Genomic DNA, 17843 nt, shown 5'->3' with positions numbered 1-17843 from the left:
CATGGCCGTCGAGGTTGCGGTCGATCCGGGTCTGCGCGGCGCAAGTGCATCGCTGGAGGCGCTCGTCGAGGATCGCGTCGCAAGCCGAATCTTCGCGCACGACGCGTCGCTCTGGGGAACGGCCGCTGCCGAAGAGGCTGCGATCCGGCTCGGGTGGACCGACGTCGCTGCGACTGCGGAGCGCCTGATCCCCGAGATCGAGAGCCTCCGCGCTGCACTGGGCGATGCCGGCGTCGACCGGTTCGTGCTGTGCGGCATGGGCGGTTCGAGTCTGGCGCCCGCCGTGATCGCGCGCTGGGCCGGCGTCGAACTCTCGATGATCGACTCGACGCACCCGGACGTGGTGCGACGTGCGCTCTCCGGTGATCTCGCCCGCACCGCAGTCGTCGTGAGTTCCAAGTCGGGCGGAACGATCGAGACCCGCAGCCATCTCGCGGCCTTCGAGGACGCGTTCCGCGTCGCCGGGATCGAACCAGCGGAGCGTGTGATCATCGTGACGGACCCGGGGTCGCCGCTGGACGAGGAGTCGCGGGCCGCGGGCCGACGGGTCTTCACCGCCGACCCGAATGTGGGCGGCCGGTTCTCAGCGCTCACCGCCTTCGGGCTGGTCCCCTCGGGATTGGCCGGCGTCGACCTGCGTCGGCTCGTCTCGGATGCGGACGACGTGCGCACGAGCGTCTCCGCAGACGACTCGGAGAATCCTGCGTTGCGTCTCGCCTCAGCGATCTACGCGGGATTGCCTCGTCGATTCGTGCTCGCAGTCGGCGAGGCCGCATCTGCTTCCTGGGGGCTCGGACGCTGGATCGAGCAACTGGTGGCCGAGTCCACCGGCAAGGACGGACAGGGCGTGCTGCCGATCTCGCTCGATGCGGGAGCACCGGAGTTCGCGCACGTTCCCGAAAGCGTGCTCACCGTCGGTCTCGCCGGCGAGCACTCCGGCGGTCAGGGCGCCTCGATCGAGGTCGCGGGCACGCTCGGCGCTCAGCTGCTCGTGTGGGAGGTCGCGACGGCGGTGCTCGGCCGGCTCATGGGCATCGACCCGTTCAATCAGCCGGACGTGGAGTCCGCGAAGGTCGCGGCTCGCACCGCGCTCGACGGCGACGCTTCGTCGGATGACGCCGGTCCCGCCGAGCTGCGCGGCGCCGCCGGCGCTCGTCTCCTCGCGGTTCCCGCCGAGGTCGAGGTGGAGGACACCGCGGCGCTCGTGACTCGCCTCCGAGATGCGGCCGCTGACGCCGGGTATCTGTCGCTGCAGTCGTACCTCGATCCCCACGGTGAAGAGGTGGAGCCGCTCAGTCACCTGCGCGATCGGCTCGCGGCGGTGCTCGGCCTGCCCGTCGCCCTCGGCTGGGGCCCGAGCTACCTGCATTCGACGGGACAGCTGCACAAGGGCGGGCCCGCGGCGGCGGTCTTCCTGCAGCTCACGGCCGAGGCCGTGGAGTCGCTCCCCATTCCGGGCTCGGATCGCGGGTTCGACGCGCTGATCACGGCGCAGGCGCGTGGCGATCGGTCGGTGCTCGCGGAGCGCGGTCGCCCCGTCTTCGCGCTCGCGTGCCCGGACCCTGCCGCGACGGTTCGTGCGCTCAGCGAGGCACTGGACGCACTCGACTCCTGAGTCGTTGACCGAGAAACGGCCCGGGCGAATCTCGCCCGGGCCGTTTCTCGTTGAATCTCGCGCTATGCCGACTTGCGCGCCGTGCCGCGACGGGTGCGCAGCTTCTGCAGTGCTGCTTCGAGGAGCTCCTCCGCCTCCTCGGGCGTGCGGCGCTCCTTCACGTACGCGAGATGCGTTTTGAAGGGCTCGTTCTTCGGGAGCAGCGGCGGGTTCTCCCGATCGCGACCCGCGGGAAGCCCCGTCGTGGGTGAGTCGATCTGTTCGGGAATCTCCTCCTCGGGAACGTCCGCTGCGAAGTAGCGCACGGTTTCGTTGCCGAGTGCATCCCAGTACGAGATCTGCGTGCGTTCGGCGCGCGAGCCGTGATCCTTCTCCCCCATGGGGCCGGAACCGACGCGGGCGCCACGGATGGCGTTACTGCCTGCCACGAATTGCCTTTCTACTGCTGGATCGGGTGTGCGCGCTGTCTAGACGACGGAGAAACGCGCGATGAGCCCGAGCGCGATGATCGAGGCGGCCCAGATGAGGGACACGACGACCGTGATGCGGTTGAGGTTGCGCTCCGCGACACCGGAAGAACCGAGGCTCGACGTGACGCCTCCGCCGAACATATCGGAGAGACCTCCGCCGCGGCCCTTGTGGAGCAGAATGAACAGCGTGAGCAGCAGGCTCGTGATCACGAGGATGACGAGCAGGATGATCTTCAGAATGAGCACGAAGTGCACCTTTCGAGGTCGCGGGGCGCGTGAGGCCAACGACCAGTATAGCGTGGAGTCGATTCAGCCGGCCGTCACGTGCTTCTGGAACTGGATGATCCGAGTGAACTCGTCGACCTTCAGGCTCGCGCCACCGACGAGCGCGCCGTCGACGTTGGGCTGGCGCATGAAGCCCGCGATGTTCTGGCTCGCGACGGAGCCGCCGTACAGGATGCGCGTCTTCGCTGCGCACTCGTCTCCCCGCAGGTCGCGGAGATGCTCGCGGAGCGCGCGCGCCACCTCTTCGGCTTGCTCGGGCGTCGCGGCCTGGCCGCTTCCGATCGCCCATACCGGTTCGTACGCGACGACGAAGTCGGCGTCCTGCGGAAGGTGCGCGAGTGCGGCGGTCAACTGCGCGACCGGGATCGCAGCGGCGCCGTGCTGCTCGAGGTCTTCCGCGGACTCGCCGACGCAGATCATCGGCACGATGCCGGCAGCGTGTGCCGCGCGCGCCTTGAGCCCGACGGTATCGTCGCTCTCACCGTGGCCGTTCCGTCGCTCCGAATGACCGACCAGAGCGTACGAGACGTCCAGCTTCGCGAGCATCGCGGCGGAGACGTCACCGGTGAAGGCGCCCGACTCGTGCGGCGATACGTCCTGGGCTCCGAGCGTGAGCGAGAGCTTGTCGGCAGCCAGCAGTGTCTGCACCGAGCGCAGGTCGGTGAACGGCGGGAACACGGCGACCTCGGCCGCCGAGAAATCGTGGCGGACATCGGAGAGCCCCCAGGCGAGCTTCTGCACGAGGGCGATCGCCTGCAGGTGATCCAGGTTCATCTTCCAGTTGCCCGCGATCAACGGAGTGCGCTTGCTCGGCGGGAGCGGACCCCTCGCCGCTGCAGGCGACTGGTCGAGATCGCTCGTTCCGCTGAGATCGGTCATGCCAGTACCTCCAGGCCGGGAAGGGACTTGCCCTCCAGATATTCGAGACTCGCACCGCCGCCGGTGGAGATGTGACCGAACTGGTCGTCCGAGAACCCGAGCGCGCGAACTGCCGCTGCGGAGTCCCCGCCGCCGACCACCGTGAACCCTTCGGTCTCGGTAAGAGCGCGGGCGACCGTGCGGGTTCCCGCAGCGAATGCGTCGATTTCGAACACGCCCATCGGTCCGTTCCAGAAGACGGTCTCCGATTGGGAGATCGCCGCGGCGAACGCAGTCGCAGACGACGGACCGATGTCGAGCCCGAGGCCCTCAGCGCCGAATCGGGATGACTCGATCGCGTCCGCGGGCACGATCTCGTGCGCCGCGTCGGCGGCGAACTTCTCCGCGACGACGATATCGACCGGGAGCACGATGCGCACGCCTCGTCGCTCCGCCTCATCCAGATAGCCGCGCACGGTCTCGATCTGATCCGTTTCGAGCAGGCTCGCCGCCACCGAGTGTCCTTGAGCGGCCAGGAAGGTGAACACCATTCCCCCGCCGATCAGCAGGGTGTCCACCCGCTCGAGCAGGTGCGCGATCACGCCGAGCTTGTCGGAGACTTTCGAGCCGCCGAGCACGACCGTGTACGGACGCTTCGCGTCGGTCGTCAAACGCTGCAGCACGTCGAGTTCGGCTGCGACGAGGCGACCGGCCGCGCTCGGCAGCAGCTGAGCGAGTTCGTACACGCTCGCCTGCTGCCGGTGCACCACGCCGAAACCGTCAGAGATGAAGACGTCTCCGAGGGAGGCGAGCCGCTCTGCGAACTCGCGACGTTCGCCCGCATCCTTACTGGTTTCGGCGGCGGTGAACCGCAGGTTCTCGAGGAGCACCACCTCGCCGTCGGAGAGCTCGGAAACTGCCGCCGAAGCTGCGTCTCCGATCGTCTCCTCGACGAATCGCACCGGCGCCCCGAGGAGCTCGCTCATTCGCTCCGCTACTGGGCGGAGCGAGTACTCCGCGTCCGGTACGCCCTTCGGACGACCGAGGTGGCTGATGAGCACGAGCCGTGCTCCCGCCTCCCGCAGCTCACGGATCGTGGAGAGCGATGCTCGAATGCGACCGTCGTCTGAGATGACGCCGTCGCTCAGGGGCACGTTGAGGTCGCAGCGGATGATGACCGTCTTCGACTTCAGCGGACCGAGTGATTCTATGGTGCGCATGAACAGGTGGGCTCCTCGAGGTGCGGAAATCAGATCAGGCCGGGCGTCTGCGTGCGGGCCGCTTCGAAGCGGCGCGCGACGTCCTGCCAGTTCGCGATGTTCCAGAACGCCTTGACGTAGTCGGCGCGCACGTTGAGGTAGTCGAGGTAGTACGCGTGCTCCCACACATCGAGCTGGAGCAGCGGAATGGTTCCCGCGGGGAGGTTGCCCTGCTGATCGAAGAGCTGCACGATGTTCGGGCGCTGCCCGAGAACGTCCCACGCGAGGACGGCCCAGCCGGAGCCCTGCACGCCGAGAGCCGTAGCGGTGAAGTGCTCCTGGAACTTCTCGAAGCTCCCGAAGAACTCGTCGATCGCGGCCGCGAGCTCGCCCTCGGGGCGCTCGCCTCCCTCCGGCGAGAGGTTGTTCCAGAAGATCGTGTGGTTGACGTGACCGCCGAGGTTGAACGCGAGGTCCTTCTCCAGCTTGTTGACCGACGCGAGGTTGCCCGACTCGCGAGCCTCCGCGAGCTGCTCGAGCGCCGTGTTGGCACCGGTCACGTACGCCTGGTGGTGCTTGTCGTGGTGCAACTGCATGATCTTGCCGCTGATGTGCGGCTCGAGAGCAGCGTAATCATAAGGAAGCTCGGGAAGTGAGTAGGCGGCCATGTGGCGATCCAATCTCTCGGTGAACAGTTGTCGGATTCAGTCTATGGCGCAAGGTCTCGCCACGGTGGGAAATGGTGGCGCTCGTCGCTACCACCCTGTTCGCCGCTCGCTAAATCCGGTCGAGCTCCTCGGGCAGATTCGCTTCCGTACCGGGGACGCCGCGCAGTTCGGCCTCCTTGTCCGCCATCGCGAGCAGTCGCCGGATCCGGCCGGCGACGGCGTCCTTCGTGAGCGGAGGATCGGCGCGAGCACCGAGGTCGTCGAGACTCGCCTCGCGATGCTTCAGCCTGAGCTCGCCCGCATAGCGCAGGTGGTCCGGGATGCTGTCGCCGAGCAGCTCCATGGCGCGCTCCACGCGAGCGCACGCTGCGACGGAGGCCTGCGCTGATCGTCGCAGATTCGCGTCGTCGAAATTGACGAGGCGGTTGGCAGTCGCGCGTGTCTCGCGGGCGCGGCGCAGGTCATCCCAGCTCGTGCGCGCCTGCTGAGCTCCCATGAGTCCGAGCATCTCGCTGATCGCTTCGCTATCGCGGATGAGCACCTTGTGCTGACCGCGAATCTCACGGCTCTTCGCGTCGACGCCGATGCGGCTCGCTGCGCCCACGAGCGCCATGGCGACCTCGTTGCTCGGGCACACGATCTCCAGGTTCGCAGACCGCCCCGGAGCGGTGAGTCCGCCGCGCGCGAGGAAGGCGCCCCGCCAGATCGCCGCGAGTTCGGGCTGAGCGCCCGTGGTCAAGCGGTTCGGGAGGCCGCGGATCTGGCGCCGCCGCTGGTCCAGGAGTCCGAGTTGGCGGGCGAGCGTTTCGCCGTCGAGTACGCGAACCAGGAACTGCGGGGCTCCAGGGCGCGTGCTCGATGGCGGCAGCTGCTTTGCATCTGACCGGATGCCGTACAGCTCGGCGAGGTCCTTGCGCACCCGCTGCACGATCTGCGGGGTGTGAAGTTCGGCCTCGAGCGCGATGCGGCCGGAGATGGTGTGCAGTCCGCCTGCAAGACGGAGGATCGTGGCGACCTCGGCGATGCGTTCGCCGGTGCTCTGCACCGGGAATCGCACGAGTTCGCTCTTGACCTCGGGGGTAGACAGCACGAATGGGTCCTTTCGGAGAGGGTGTTTCGATGAATCGGTCGACGTGCGGAACGTCGACTACTCGCGACCGAGGTCGCGGTGGCGCAGGCTCACGCTGACACCCGGAAGACCGGCGAGTCGATCCGCGAGCTCTCGAGCGGTAGCCACCGAGCGGTGCTTCCCGCCGGTGCATCCTACCGCGAGCGATGCGTGCCGCTTGTTCTCGCGCTGGAATCCGGCGAGCACCGGGGTGAGTGCGGCGACATAGTTCTCCAGGAACTCGGCCGCGCCTTCGCGGCCGAGTACGTACTCCTTGACTTCGGGATCGACGCCCGTCAACGCGCGGAGCTCCGGTTCCCAGAAGGGATTCGGGAGGAAGCGCATGTCCACCATCAGGTCGACATCGGTCGGCGCACCGTACTTGAAGCCGAAGCTCGAGACCGAGAGCTGCAGGCCGGGAGTGTTGTCATCGGAGAACAGTTCCCGTGTCGCAGTCGACAGATCGTGCACGTTGTAGCGCGAGGTATCGATGACGACGTCGCACGATGCCCGAAGCTCTTGCAGACGTTCCCGTTCCAGGCGGATGCCCTCGAGCAGGCTGCGCTCTTCGCCCTGCAGCGGGTGGGGGCGGCGCACCGACTCGTACCGACGCACGAGGATCTCGTCCGTCGCGTCGAGGAACACCACGCGCACGGTGGCGTTGTCGCGCAGCTCGTCGACCGTGGCCTGAATGTCGGCGAACAGGTCGCGGCCGCGAACGTCGACGACGGCGACGATGCGCGGGAGCGCTCCACCCGACCGGTCGGCCATATCCGCGAGCGTCTTCAGCATCGGCAGCGGAAGGTTGTCGACGACGTACCAGCCCAGATCTTCGAGGGTATTGGCGACCGTGCTGCGGCCGGCTCCGGACATTCCCGTGACGATGAGGATCTCCTGCCGGGATACCGCGTCGTTCATGCGCCGAGTTCCTCTCCCTGCGTGGCGTCCACCTGAGCTTCTAGCTTAGCGCCCGCCCCAGGCTCGGATTGCAGGTGGGCGAGGATCTGCTCGCCCAGTTTCGGCCCGACGCCGGGTGCCGCTGCCAGCTCCGCCAACGATGCCGCGCGCAGTCGCGTGACGGACCCGAAGTATTTGAGGAGGGCCTGAACCCGCTTGGGTCCGAGCCCGGGAATCTCGGAGAGCCGACTGGAGATAGATGTGCTTCGGCGTTGGCGCTGGAACGTGATGGCGAACCGATGCGCTTCGTCGCGCACGCGCTGCACGAGGAACAGCGCCTCGCTCGTGCGCGGCAGGATCACGGGGAAGGGATCTCCCGGCAGCCAGATCTCCTCGAGACGCTTGGCGATGCCGCAGAGCGCCACGTCGGTGATCCCTGCTTCGCCGAGCGCGCGAGCTGCCGCCTTGACCTGCGGCTCCCCGCCGTCGACGATGAGCAGTTGCGGTCGATCCCGGTACACCCCGGTCGGCTGCTCACCGGCCTCACGAGATGCGTTCAGCTGCGCTGCCCGACGCGAGACGACCTGATGTATGGAATCCGTGTCGTCCGTGGTCTGCTCGATCCGGTATTTGCGATACGCCCCTTTCGCGGGGAGCCCGTCCTCGAACACGACCAGCGAGGCCACCACACCGGTGCCCTGCAGATGCGACACGTCGATGCACTCGATGCGCAGCGGCGCCTCCTCCATCCCGAGGGCGCGCTGCAACTCCGCGAGTGCATCGGTGCGTGCGGTGAGATCGGCAGCGCGCTTGAGCTTGTGCCGGATCAGGTGCTCCCCCGCGTTGCGCATCGCGCGATCCATCAACTGGACCTTGTCGCCCCGCTCGGGAATGCGGACGCGGACTCGCCCGCGTCGGGGGCGTCGGGCGCTGAGCGCCTCTTCGAGCGCCGGTGCATTCGCCGGCAGCTGCGGAACGAGGATCTGGGGCGGCGGTTCCCGCTCCCCCTCGTATGCCGATTGCAGCACTTGCTCGAGCAGCGTCTCGGGCGAATCGTCGAGTTCGACGTCCACGATCCAACTGCGTTCACCGCGGATGCGTCCGCCTCGGATGATGAACTGGTGCGCGGCGGCGGCGAGTTCATCGGATCGCAGCCCGAACACGTCGAGATTCACATCGAGTCCGAGTACGACGGCGTTCTTCTCCATGACGTGCTCGACGGCCTGAGCCTGGTCGCGCAGGCGCGCCGCCTCTTCGTAGCGCTGCTCGGCAGCCGCTTCTCGCATGGATGCCTGGAGCGCCTTGAGGTGGCTCGTGTCGCCTCCCCCGAGGAACGAGACCAGTTCGCCCACGCGAGCACGATGCTCCTCGATGGTGAGCTTCTGCGAGCAGGGCCCATTGCAGCGACCGATCTGCCCGGCGAGGCAGGGTTTGCCCGAACTCATGGCGCGCTGGTAATCGGCGTCGTTGCAGGTGCGGATGGGGAACGCCTGCTGCAGCAGCGCGGAGGTCTCGCGCAGCGCCCAGACCTTCGGATACGGGCCGAAGTAGCGGGCCCCACGTATGCGTTCATTGCGCGTGATCACCAGGCGCGGTGCCTCTTCGCGCAGCGTCACCGCGAGGTACGGGTACGTCTTGTCATCCTTGAACTGCACATTGAACGGCGGCTTGTACTCGGTGATCCAGGTGTGCTCGAGAATCAGCGATTCCGTGTCCGTCGCAACGACGGTCCAGTCCAGCTTCGCGGCGATCGAGAGCATGGTCCGCGTGCGCGGCATGAGCGAGTGCAACGGCTGGAAGTAGTTGGCGAGGCGGGCCCGCAGGTTCTTCGCCTTTCCGATGTACAGCACCCGCCCGTGCCGGTCGCTGAAGCGATACACCCCCGGAGAGGTGGGGATCTCGCCCTGCGCCGGCCGGAACGACGCGCGATGGTCCGTGCTGTTCAAGCCGAGGCTTTCGCCCGGCCGTTCAGCACCTCGTTCAGGAACTGCCCGGTGTGACTGCCCTCGGCGTCGACCAGTTGCTCCGGGGTGCCCTCGGCGATGATCATGCCGCCGCCGGAACCGCCCTCGGGGCCGAGATCGATGACCCAGTCGGCATTGCGGATCACGTCGAGGTTGTGCTCGATGGTGATGACGGTGTTGCCCTTGTCGACGAGGCCGTTGAGCACGAGCAGCAGCTTCCGCACGTCCTCGAAGTGGAGGCCGGTGGTCGGCTCATCGAGCACGTAGATGCTGCGCCCGTTCGAGCGCTTCTGCAGCTCGGTGGCGAGCTTCACGCGCTGCGCCTCGCCGCCCGAGAGCGTCGTCGCGCTCTGCCCCAGCCGCACGTACCCGAGGCCCACATCCACGAGCGTCTTCATGTACCGGTGGATCGACGAGATCGGTTCGAAGAACTCCTCGGCCTCGGCGATCGGCATCTCCAGCACCTCCGAGATGTTCTTGCCCTTGTATCGCACCTGCAGCGTCTCTCGGTTGTACCGCGAACCGCCGCACACCTCGCAGGCGACGTACACGTCGGGGAGGAAGTTCATCTCGATCTTCAGGGTGCCGTCGCCGGAGCACGCCTCGCAGCGGCCGCCCTTCACGTTGAAGCTGAAGCGGCCCGGGAGATAGCCGCGGGTCTTCGCCTCCTGCGTTTCAGCGAACAGGTTGCGGATCTTGTCGAACACGCCCGTGTACGTCGCGGGGTTCGAGCGGGGCGTGCGGCCGATCGGCGCCTGGTCGACGTGCACGACCTTGTCGAGGTGCTCGAGCCCGGTGACGCGCGTGTGCTTGCCCGGTACGAGGCGCGCCCCGTTGAGCTGATTGGCGAGCACGCGGTACAGGATGTCGTTGACGAGCGTCGACTTGCCCGATCCGGAGACGCCCGTCACAGCGGTCATGACCCCGAGCGGGAACGTCGCATCGACGTTCTTCAGGTTGTTCGAGCGCGCACCCACGACCTTCAGCTCCCGCTTGCGATCCCGCTTGCGCCGGCGCTTCGGAGTCTCGATGCTGCGACGACCGGCGAGGTAGTCGCCGGTCAGCGATTCGCGGTTGCGCAGCAGGTCGTCGTAGTGGCCCGAGTGCACGACGGTGCCGCCCTGCACGCCCGCGCCGGGGCCGATGTCGACGATCCAGTCGGCGGCCTCGATCGTCTCCTCGTCGTGCTCCACGACGATGAGCGTGTTGCCGAGGTCGCGCAGCTTGATGAGCGTCTCGATGAGTCGGCGATTGTCGCGCTGGTGCAGCCCGATGCTCGGCTCGTCGAGCACGTAGAGCACCCCGGTGAGCCCGGAGCCGATCTGAGTCGCGAGACGGATGCGCTGCGCTTCCCCGCCCGACAGCGTGCCGGCAGCGCGAGCCAGCGTGAGGTAGCCCAAGCCGACCTCGATCAGGAAGTCGAAGCGGAGACGGATCTCGCGCAGCACCTGCGCGGCGATCTTCGCCTCGCGCTCGGTGAGCACGACATCGTCGAAGAACCCCTTCGCGTCGAGCAGGCTGAACTCGCCGACCGCGGCGATCGATCGGTCGTTCACGGTCACCGCGAGCACCTCGGGCTTGAGCCGCTGCCCATTGCAGGCGCTGCACGGCACTTCGCGGAGGAACTCGGACCAGCGATCCCGCTTCGCATCCGATTCCGCCTCGGCGTACTGGCGCTCGATGAACGGGATCACGCCCTCGAAGCCGGACGAGTACTTGACTTCGCGTCCGAAGCGATTGCGCCAGCGCACGTTGACCTTGAAGTCGTTTCCGTACAGCACGGCCTGCTGCACTTCTTCCGGCAGATCCGACCAGGCCGTCTTCAGCGAGAAGCCGAGGTCGTCGGAGAGGCCGACCAGCAGCTTCTCGTAGTACTGGTACAGGCTCTTTCCCTGACTCGTCCAAGGAACGATGACGCCCTCGGCGATCGAGAGCTCCGGGTCTCCCAGCACGAGATCCTCGTCCACCGACATGCTGGTGCCCAGTCCCGAGCAGACCGGGCACGCACCGAACGGAGCGTTGAACGAGAATGTGCGCGGTTCGATCTCGGTGAGCTGCACGGGATGCTGATTCGGGCAGGAGAGCTGCTCGGAGAACTGCTGCACGCGATCCTCCGCCTTCGCGTCGCGGTCGACGAAGTCGACGGCGACGATGCCGCCCGCGAGTCGCAGCGCGGTTTCGAGGGAGTCGGTGAGGCGTCCGAGGATCTCCGGGCCGGCGACGAGTCGGTCGATCACCACCGAGATGTCGTGCTTGACCTGCTTCTTGAGTTTCGGCGGATCGGAGAGCTGGACCATCTCACCGTCGACGATCGCGCGGGAGTAACCGCTCGCGGCGAGATCCTGGAAGAGGTCGACGAACTCCCCCTTCTTCTTGCTGACGACCGGGGCGAGTACCTGGTAGCGGGTGCGCTCCTCGAGCTCCATGAGCCGATCCGCGATCTGCTGCACGGTCTGCGATTCGATCCGCTCACCGCACACGGCGCAGTGCGGCACGCCGACCCGCGCCCAGAGGAGTCGCATGTAGTCGTAGATCTCGGTGATCGTACCGACCGTCGAGCGGGGATTCCGGTTCGTCGACTTCTGGTCGATGGAGACCGCCGGGCTGAGCCCCTCGATGAAGTCGACGTCGGGGCGGTCGACCTGGCCGAGGAACTGACGGGCGTACGCGCTGAGGGATTCGACATACCTCCGCTGGCCCTCCGCGAAGATCGTGTCGAAGGCGAGGCTCGATTTGCCGCTCCCGGACAGCCCGGTGAAGACGACCATAGAATCGCGCGGAATAGCGAGGTCGACGTTCTGCAGATTATGGACGCGTGCCCCTTGAACGCTGATCTGAGCATGCGCAGCGGAGGACCGGATGGGTGTGGAGTGCGTCGAAGTCACTGCCTCATTCTAAGCGCTTCGTCGGGAGAGTTCGAACATACCTACGATGCTTTCGCCCTCAGCGCACCGCATGCTGCAGTATTTTCGGTTACTATTGATGAAAGCTCACGAAAGGAGTGCCGATGTCGATCGCGCAGTTCACCACCTCCGGGAGTGAGCGAACCCATCGGAGCGGCGACGCCGCTCGAGCTCGCCTCCTCGAACTCGTCTCCCACCTCGACGCCGACCGGATGGACTCCGCCGAGGCGCTGCTCTCCGACCTCCTCGCGCACCAGAACGCCGATACGCGCGCTTTGACAGGTGCGGAAGTCTCTGTGCTCGCGCGCTTCGGTGTGTCTGAAGCCGCATTGCAGCGACCCGATGAACTCCGCGCGAGTGCTCAGGGGGTTCTCGCAGATCGGTCTCTCGGCGAACGCAGCGCGACGGTGACGGAGGCGGCGGAGATGCTCGGTGTGACGCCTGCTCGGGTGCGTCAGCGCTGCGCAGCCGGGACGCTGCTCGCCCAGAGGCGGAGCGATGGATGGCATCTCCCCAGATTCCAGTTCCCCGAAGATCGAGAGGTGCCCGGGTGGGCCACTATCGCCGCGGTGATTCCGCGAGGCACGCCGTTGCTGTTCGCGGAACGCGTGCTCACCTCGCCTGCCCCGGCTTTGATGAACGACGGCGAGGAACTCGCGCCGTTCGAATGGCTGCTCCAGGGCGGCGATCCCGCTTCGGCGGCACGGGCAGTGGACGATGCGCTGCACCGACTGCCGTGAGCGAGTACCTGCCCCCTCCCGAACGTGACGCGTTCCCCGATCTGGCGGAGGATGCCGGCTGGGTTCGGGAGGTGCCGGTCGGGTCGGCCCTGGCGCGCATCTTCAGGGCCGCGGGTCCGCATCCGACTGCGTGGCACGACTTCCGCACCTACGGCCCGCTGGATGCGCGTTTCGATCCTCATCCCGACCCGCCTTCCGACTCCCCGGGAGAGGGCGTGCTGTATGCGACGCTCGAGCACTCCGCCCCTGCACAGGACACGACTTCGGCCTTCGCAGCCTGCCTGCTCGAGGTGTTCCAGGCGACGAGAATCGTGCGCCGTGCGAGTGGAGCACCGACGCTCGCGATGTTCGAGAGCACGCGACCGTTGCGCCTGCTCGACCTGAGCGACAGCGATTGGGTCGCCGTCGCGGGCGGCAACGCCGCGATCTCATCCGGCGACCGCTCGGCATCCCGCGCGTGGGCGAGGGCGATCCGCGCGCACTACCCGCGGATCGACGGCGTGATCTCCGCATCCTCGGTGGTCCCCTCGGCGCGCATCGCAGCGCTGTGGTCCCCGGCCGTCGACGCCCTCCCGCAGCACCCGATCGCTCAGCTGCGCCTCGATCGCGGTGAACTCACCGGCGTGATCGATCGGATCGCTGCACGATACGGGTACGTCGTACTCCCGTGAGGATCGCGAGTCCGATTCGTGCAAGACGCCCTGCGGTCTCCGGCGTAGCCTGATTCCATGAACCTGACTTTCGACTTCATCGGCATCGTCACGGCGAATCTCGGCCGCTCCCTCGCGTTCTACCGCACTCTCGGCATCCCCATCCCGGAGGGTTTGGACGACGCGCCACACGTGGAGGTGATTCTGCCGGGCGGCATGAAGCTGGCGTGGGATCCGGTCTCGACGGTCGAGAGCTTCTCTCCCGGTTTCACGCTGCCGTCCGGAGAGGGGCGCATCGGGTTCGCATGCAGCGCGACGACGCCTGAGGAGGTGGACGACGCGTACGCGGCGATCGTCGAGCAGTATCCCGCGTCGGCCGGCACTCCCCCGTGGAACGCGCCCTGGGGTCAGAGGTACGCGACGGTGCTCGACCCCGACGGGAATACGATCGACCTCTACGCCTCGCTCAACGACGCCACCGGCAGCGAGTCGAGCTGACGACCGGGGAGATGGCAAACGGCGTCGCGCCGTTCACACGCGCGCATTCACGCGCGCAGTACGACTGGTTGCTGGCGTCCGCCTGAATCGGACGTGCGACGACGGTGAGCCCTTGGCGCCTACAGGTGCCCGGCCTGGTCCATGCTGCGCAACTCGCGTTTGATCTCCGAAAGCTCATCGCGGAGTCGCGCCGCAAGCTCGAATTTCAGCTCTTCCGCCGCCGCGAGCATCTGCTCGGTGAGGTCGCTGATGAGCTCCTCGAGCTTCGCGGCCCCTTCGCCCGCAATGGCGCCCGCACGCGCGGCCGCCTTGCCTTTCGCGCGCTGCGGGGTCGGGCTCTTGCGCTGCGCGTGCGCACCGGACCGCGAGAGAATGTCTTCGGAGTCGGCGGCTTCACGGTTCAGCATCTCGGTGATGTCACCGATCTTCTTGCGGAGCGGTTGCGGGTCGATGCCGCGTTCGGTGTTGTACGCGATCTGAATCTCACGTCGACGATTCGTCTCGTCGATCGCCTCGCGCATCGAGCGGGTGACCGTATCGGCGTACATGTGCACCTGACCGGAAACGTTTCGCGCGGCGCGGCCGATGGTCTGGATGAGCGAGGTGCTCGAACGCAGGAAGCCCTCCTTGTCGGCGTCGAGGATCGATACGAGCGACACCTCGGGCAGATCGAGGCCCTCGCGGAGGAGGTTGATGCCGATGAGCACGTCGTAGACCCCGGCGCGAAGCTCGGTGAGCAGCTCGACACGACGCAGCGTATCGACATCGGAGTGGAGGTATCGCACGCGTACCCCCGCCTCCTCCATGAAGGTGGTCAGCTGCTCGGCCATCTTCTTCGTCAGCGTCGTCACGAGCACTCGCTCATCGCGCTCGGCCCGCGTGCGCACTTCCTCGAGGAGGTCGTCGATCTGGCCCTCGCTCGGCTTGATCACGATCTCGGGGTCGATGAGACCTGTTGGTCGGATGATCTGCTCCACCACGCCGTCTGCGAGCTCGAGTTCGTATCTGCCCGGTGTCGCCGAGAGGTAGACGGTCTGGCCGACGCGCTCCCTGAACTCGCTGAACTTCAGCGGGCGGTTGTCGAGTGCGCTCGGCAGACGGAAGCCGTGGTCGACCAGCGTGCGCTTCCGCGACGCATCGCCCTCGAACATCGCGCCGATCTGCGGCACGGTGACGTGGGACTCGTCGATGACGACGAGGAAGTCATCGGGGAAGTAGTCGAGCAGGCAGTGCGGCGCCTCCCCCGGTCGTCGCCCATCCATATGCATGGAGTAGTTCTCGATTCCGGAGCAGAACCCGATCTGCTCCATCATTTCGAGATCGAATGTCGTGCGCATGCGCAGACGCTGCTCCTCGACGAGCTTGTTCTGCTGCTTCAGCTCGCGCGTGCGACTCTCGAGTTCGTTGGTGATCTGCCCCATCGCGCGATGCATGACGTCACGGCTTGCGACGTAGTGCGAGCCCGGGAACACCGAGACGGTATCGACCTGCTTGATGACCTCGCCGGTCAGCGGGTGGAGATAGTACAGCGCTTCGATCTCGTCGCCGAAGAACTCGATCCGCACGGCGAGCTCCTCGTACATCGGGATGATCTCCACCGTGTCGCCGCGTACGCGGAAGTTGCCGCGCACGAACTCGATGTCGTTGCGCTGGTACTGCATGTCGACGAACCGCCGGAGCAGCACATCGCGGTCGAGCCGATCGCCGACTGCGAGTGGCACCATCGCCTCGTAGTACTCCTCGGGCTTGCCCAGGCCGTAGATGCAGGAGACGGTCGACACCACGATCGTGTCGCGTCGACTGAGCAGCGCGTTGGTCGTCGAGTGGCGGAGCCGTTCGACTTCGGCGTTCACCGACGAGTCCTTCTCGATGAAGGTGTCGGTCTGCGGTACGTAGGCCTCCGGCTGGTAGTAGTCGTAGTAGCTCACGAAGTACTCGACCGCGTTGTTCGGGAACAGCTCGCGCAGCTCGCTCGCGAGCTGCGCGGCGAGCGTCTTGTTGTGGGCGAGAACCAGCGTCGGTCGCTGCACGGCCTCGATCAGCCAGGCGGTGGTCGCCGACTTGCCGGTGCCGGTCGCACCGAGCAGCACCACATCGGTCTCACCGGCGTTGATGCGACGAGTGAGTTCTTCGATCGCGGCGGGCTGATCTCCGCTCGGCTCGAATTCGCTCACCACTTCGAATGGGCGGACGCTGCGGGTGGGTTCCATGTCTTCGAGCGTACTCGGCACCACCGACATTCACGGGAGCGTTCCGCGGCGGGCGTACCCTGCGCCCGTCATGGCGTCGGCGCGAAGCGAGCCGGCAGCTCCAGATCGCCGATCCCCGACCAGCGCACCTCGTCGAGCCCCTGCCACGCGGCGGCACGGGCGAGGAGCGCCTGCGCAGCCTCCGCCGTGCGACCCGGAGCTCGCCGTTCTCTCCAGGAGGCCTGCACGAGCAGCGCGCGTCCTGCGCGATCGGCCTTGAGATCGAGACGCCCAGCCATCCTGCCGCTCACCATGAGGGGCAGGCAGTAGTACCCGAACTGCCGTTGCTCTCGCGGCGTGTAGATCTCGATGCGGTAGTGGAAGTCGAACATGCGCTCGGCTCGTGGGCGAAACCAGACCACCGGATCGAATGGCGTCAACAGGGCATCCGGTGCGAGTCGTGCGGGCGTTCTCGCGTCGCGATGCATCCACGCGCGTTCCGCCGCACCCGTCGCGGTTCGCCAGCCGTCGACCTCGACCGGGATGAGCTCGCCGGTCGCCTCGAGCGCGGCCACGGCCGTCCGCGCCGGCCCCGGTTTCAGACGGTGGTAGTCCGCGAGGTCGGCGAGCGTCGCCACGCCGAGGGATCGAGCGGCGCGTTCGACGAGCGCGCGCTGAGCGTCGGCGGCCGGAACGGCGCCGAGCCCCTGCTCCGGGAGCACGTGCTCCGCGAGCGCGTACCTGCGCTGAAATCCCTCCCGCCCCGCTGAAACGACTTCTCCCCAGGCGAAGAGCGTTTCGACGGCGCGCTTCGTCTCGCTCCAGTCCCACCAGGGGCCGCGATTGGATCGCGGCTCCTGCTCGAGATCGCGCACGAACGACGGACCCTCGCTTGCGAGGTGCGAGCGGACGCGGTCGAGGATCGGCGCGAGCTGAGCGGCGCGGCCGCTCAGCTCATCGCGGACTCTGCGTTCGTCCATCCGCCATGCGAACAACGGGCGATCCTGAACCGGGATGAACGCCGCTTCGTGCGCCCAGTACTCCGTGAATTCGCCGCTGCGCCACAGATGTCGATCCAGCGCCGTCGTATCGTAGTCCCCGTGTCGCGAGAACACGGGGAGATAGTGGCTGCGCGCGAAGACGTTCACCGAGTCGATCTGCAGCACGTGCAGTGCCGACAGCGCAGGATCGAAGGGGCGGCGCCTCCGGCTGCGCGCGGCGTTCGCGAAGCCCTGTGCGGCGAGCCCGATGCGGCGCGCTTCCGAGGCCGAGACTGAGAGCACCATTCGCGTGCGTTACCGCGACCCGGTTCGAACCGGCGGACCCAGCCGGGTCAGGCGAACCAGAGGGAGAGCTCGCGTGCCGCCGACTCGGGCGAATCCGAGCCGTGCACGAGATTCTGCTGCACCTTGAGCCCCCAGTCGCGTCCCAGGTCTCCGCGAATGGTGCCCGGTGCGGCGGTAGTCGGATCGGTCGTGCCCGCGAGCGAGCGGAAGCCCTCGATGACCCGTTCGCCCCGAGCGCGGATCGCCACGGACGGGCCGGAGGACATGAACTCCAGCAGCGGCTCGTAGAAGGGCTTGCCCTCGTGCTCGGCGTAGTGCGCCGCGAGCAGCTCGCGATCGGGAGCGACGAGCCGCAGATCGGACAGGCGGTACCCCTTCGCCTCGATGCGTCGGATGATCTCGCCCGTGAGCCCCCGGGCGACACCGTCGGGCTTCACCAGGATCAACGTTTCTTCAGCCGACATGCGTACTCCTCATAACTCGTGACGGGGACAACTCGGAACGGCCGTGCAG

The 17843-nt window shown here is 67.1% G+C and carries 16 protein-coding genes; 4 read left to right on the top strand and 12 right to left on the bottom strand.

Going from position 1 to position 17843, the window contains the following annotated elements:
• The first annotated feature begins 1 nt into the window (after position 1).
• Positions 2-1615 carry a glucose-6-phosphate isomerase gene (locus PQI23_RS05730; RefSeq protein WP_339972425.1) on the top strand — a complete coding sequence of 538 codons (1614 nt, stop codon included), beginning with the start codon at positions 2-4 and terminating at the stop codon, positions 1613-1615.
• Positions 1616-1677: 62 nt separating this feature from the next.
• Here the strand turns inward: PQI23_RS05730 and PQI23_RS05725 are convergent, their stop codons facing one another.
• The 9 genes from PQI23_RS05725 to uvrA all read right to left on the bottom strand — a co-directional run bounded on the left by PQI23_RS05725 (position 1678) and on the right by uvrA (position 11949).
• A complete protein-coding gene (locus tag PQI23_RS05725) occupies positions 1678-2043 on the bottom strand; it encodes an RNA polymerase-binding protein RbpA (RefSeq protein WP_339972423.1) in 366 nt (121 codons plus the stop codon).
• 39 nt (positions 2044-2082) lie between these two features.
• Entirely contained in the window at positions 2083-2331 is a 249-nt protein-coding gene (gene secG, locus PQI23_RS05720) for a preprotein translocase subunit SecG (protein ID WP_010157209.1), read from the bottom strand.
• A 63-nt stretch (positions 2332-2394) separates the two neighbouring features.
• Positions 2395-3249: a triose-phosphate isomerase gene (tpiA, locus tag PQI23_RS05715; RefSeq protein WP_339972418.1), complete on the bottom strand. Its 855-nt coding sequence runs from the start codon at positions 3247-3249 to the stop codon at positions 2395-2397.
• A complete protein-coding gene (locus tag PQI23_RS05710) occupies positions 3246-4454 on the bottom strand; it encodes a phosphoglycerate kinase (protein WP_339972747.1) in 1209 nt (402 codons plus the stop codon). The genes tpiA and PQI23_RS05710 overlap by 4 nt, the downstream gene beginning before the upstream one ends.
• A gap of 23 nt (positions 4455-4477) precedes the next feature.
• On the bottom strand, positions 4478-5095 hold the full coding sequence (locus PQI23_RS05705) for a superoxide dismutase (RefSeq protein WP_339972416.1): 618 nt from the start codon (positions 5093-5095) through the stop codon (positions 4478-4480).
• A gap of 109 nt (positions 5096-5204) precedes the next feature.
• Positions 5205-6185, bottom strand: coding sequence for a DNA-binding protein WhiA (whiA, locus tag PQI23_RS05700; protein ID WP_339972414.1), 981 nt, complete (start codon positions 6183-6185; stop codon positions 5205-5207).
• A gap of 57 nt (positions 6186-6242) precedes the next feature.
• Complete coding sequence (rapZ, locus tag PQI23_RS05695; protein ID WP_339972412.1) at positions 6243-7121, bottom strand: RNase adapter RapZ; 879 nt, start codon at positions 7119-7121, stop codon at positions 6243-6245.
• Entirely contained in the window at positions 7118-9046 is a 1929-nt protein-coding gene (gene uvrC, locus PQI23_RS05690; protein WP_339972410.1) for an excinuclease ABC subunit UvrC, read from the bottom strand. Before uvrC ends, rapZ begins: the two co-directional genes overlap by 4 nt.
• Positions 9043-11949 carry an excinuclease ABC subunit UvrA gene (gene uvrA, locus PQI23_RS05685; RefSeq protein WP_339972408.1) on the bottom strand — a complete coding sequence of 969 codons (2907 nt, stop codon included), beginning with the start codon at positions 11947-11949 and terminating at the stop codon, positions 9043-9045. Before uvrA ends, uvrC begins: the two co-directional genes overlap by 4 nt.
• 122 nt (positions 11950-12071) lie before the next feature.
• Between uvrA and PQI23_RS05680 the strand changes: the two genes are divergently transcribed.
• Genes PQI23_RS05680 through PQI23_RS05670 form a run of 3 tightly spaced genes read left to right on the top strand, consistent with a single transcriptional unit; the run spans position 12072 to position 13855 of the window.
• On the top strand, positions 12072-12707 hold the full coding sequence (locus PQI23_RS05680; RefSeq protein ID WP_339972406.1) for a hypothetical protein: 636 nt from the start codon (positions 12072-12074) through the stop codon (positions 12705-12707).
• Positions 12704-13378 carry a hypothetical protein gene (locus PQI23_RS05675; RefSeq protein ID WP_339972404.1) on the top strand — a complete coding sequence of 225 codons (675 nt, stop codon included), beginning with the start codon at positions 12704-12706 and terminating at the stop codon, positions 13376-13378. Before PQI23_RS05680 ends, PQI23_RS05675 begins: the two co-directional genes overlap by 4 nt.
• Before the next feature lie 57 nt (positions 13379-13435).
• Entirely contained in the window at positions 13436-13855 is a 420-nt protein-coding gene (locus PQI23_RS05670; RefSeq protein ID WP_339972402.1) for a VOC family protein, read from the top strand.
• Positions 13856-13974: 119 nt separating this feature from the next.
• Here the strand turns inward: PQI23_RS05670 and uvrB are convergent, their stop codons facing one another.
• The 3 genes from uvrB to ndk all read right to left on the bottom strand — a co-directional run bounded on the left by uvrB (position 13975) and on the right by ndk (position 17794).
• Positions 13975-16065, bottom strand: coding sequence for an excinuclease ABC subunit UvrB (gene uvrB / locus PQI23_RS05665; RefSeq protein WP_339972400.1), 2091 nt, complete (start codon positions 16063-16065; stop codon positions 13975-13977).
• Positions 16066-16133: 68 nt separating this feature from the next.
• The gene (locus PQI23_RS05660; RefSeq protein WP_339972399.1) at positions 16134-17330 is read right to left on the bottom strand and encodes a winged helix-turn-helix domain-containing protein; all 1197 of its coding nucleotides are present in this window, start codon (positions 17328-17330) and stop codon (positions 16134-16136) included.
• Positions 17331-17377: 47 nt separating this feature from the next.
• Complete coding sequence (gene ndk, locus PQI23_RS05655; RefSeq protein ID WP_339972397.1) at positions 17378-17794, bottom strand: nucleoside-diphosphate kinase; 417 nt, start codon at positions 17792-17794, stop codon at positions 17378-17380.
• Positions 17795-17843 lie beyond the last annotated feature (49 nt).

This window comes from Leucobacter sp. USCH14, from assembly GCF_037619215.1.
Taxonomy (GTDB): Bacteria; Actinomycetota; Actinomycetes; order Actinomycetales; family Microbacteriaceae; genus Leucobacter.
The sequence above is the reverse complement of the archived record's forward strand: the minus strand, read 5'-3'. Positions and strand labels throughout refer to the sequence as shown.

Excerpts from the sequence above, each read along its gene's own strand:
- PQI23_RS05730 (WP_339972425.1), top strand. The coding sequence starts at position 2 with ATGGCCGTCGAGGTTGCGGTCGATCCGGGTCTGCGCGGCGCAAGTGCA.
- tpiA (WP_339972418.1), bottom strand. The coding sequence starts at position 3,249 with ATGACCGATCTCAGCGGAACGAGCGATCTCGACCAGTCGCCTGCAGCG.
- PQI23_RS05705 (WP_339972416.1), bottom strand. The coding sequence starts at position 5,095 with ATGGCCGCCTACTCACTTCCCGAGCTTCCTTATGATTACGCTGCTCTC.
- rapZ (WP_339972412.1), bottom strand. The coding sequence starts at position 7,121 with ATGAACGACGCGGTATCCCGGCAGGAGATCCTCATCGTCACGGGAATG.
- PQI23_RS05680 (WP_339972406.1), top strand. The coding sequence starts at position 12,072 with ATGTCGATCGCGCAGTTCACCACCTCCGGGAGTGAGCGAACCCATCGG.
- PQI23_RS05670 (WP_339972402.1), top strand. The coding sequence starts at position 13,436 with ATGAACCTGACTTTCGACTTCATCGGCATCGTCACGGCGAATCTCGGC.
- uvrB (WP_339972400.1), bottom strand. The coding sequence starts at position 16,065 with ATGGAACCCACCCGCAGCGTCCGCCCATTCGAAGTGGTGAGCGAATTC.
- PQI23_RS05660 (WP_339972399.1), bottom strand. The coding sequence starts at position 17,330 with ATGGTGCTCTCAGTCTCGGCCTCGGAAGCGCGCCGCATCGGGCTCGCC.
- ndk (WP_339972397.1), bottom strand. The coding sequence starts at position 17,794 with ATGTCGGCTGAAGAAACGTTGATCCTGGTGAAGCCCGACGGTGTCGCC.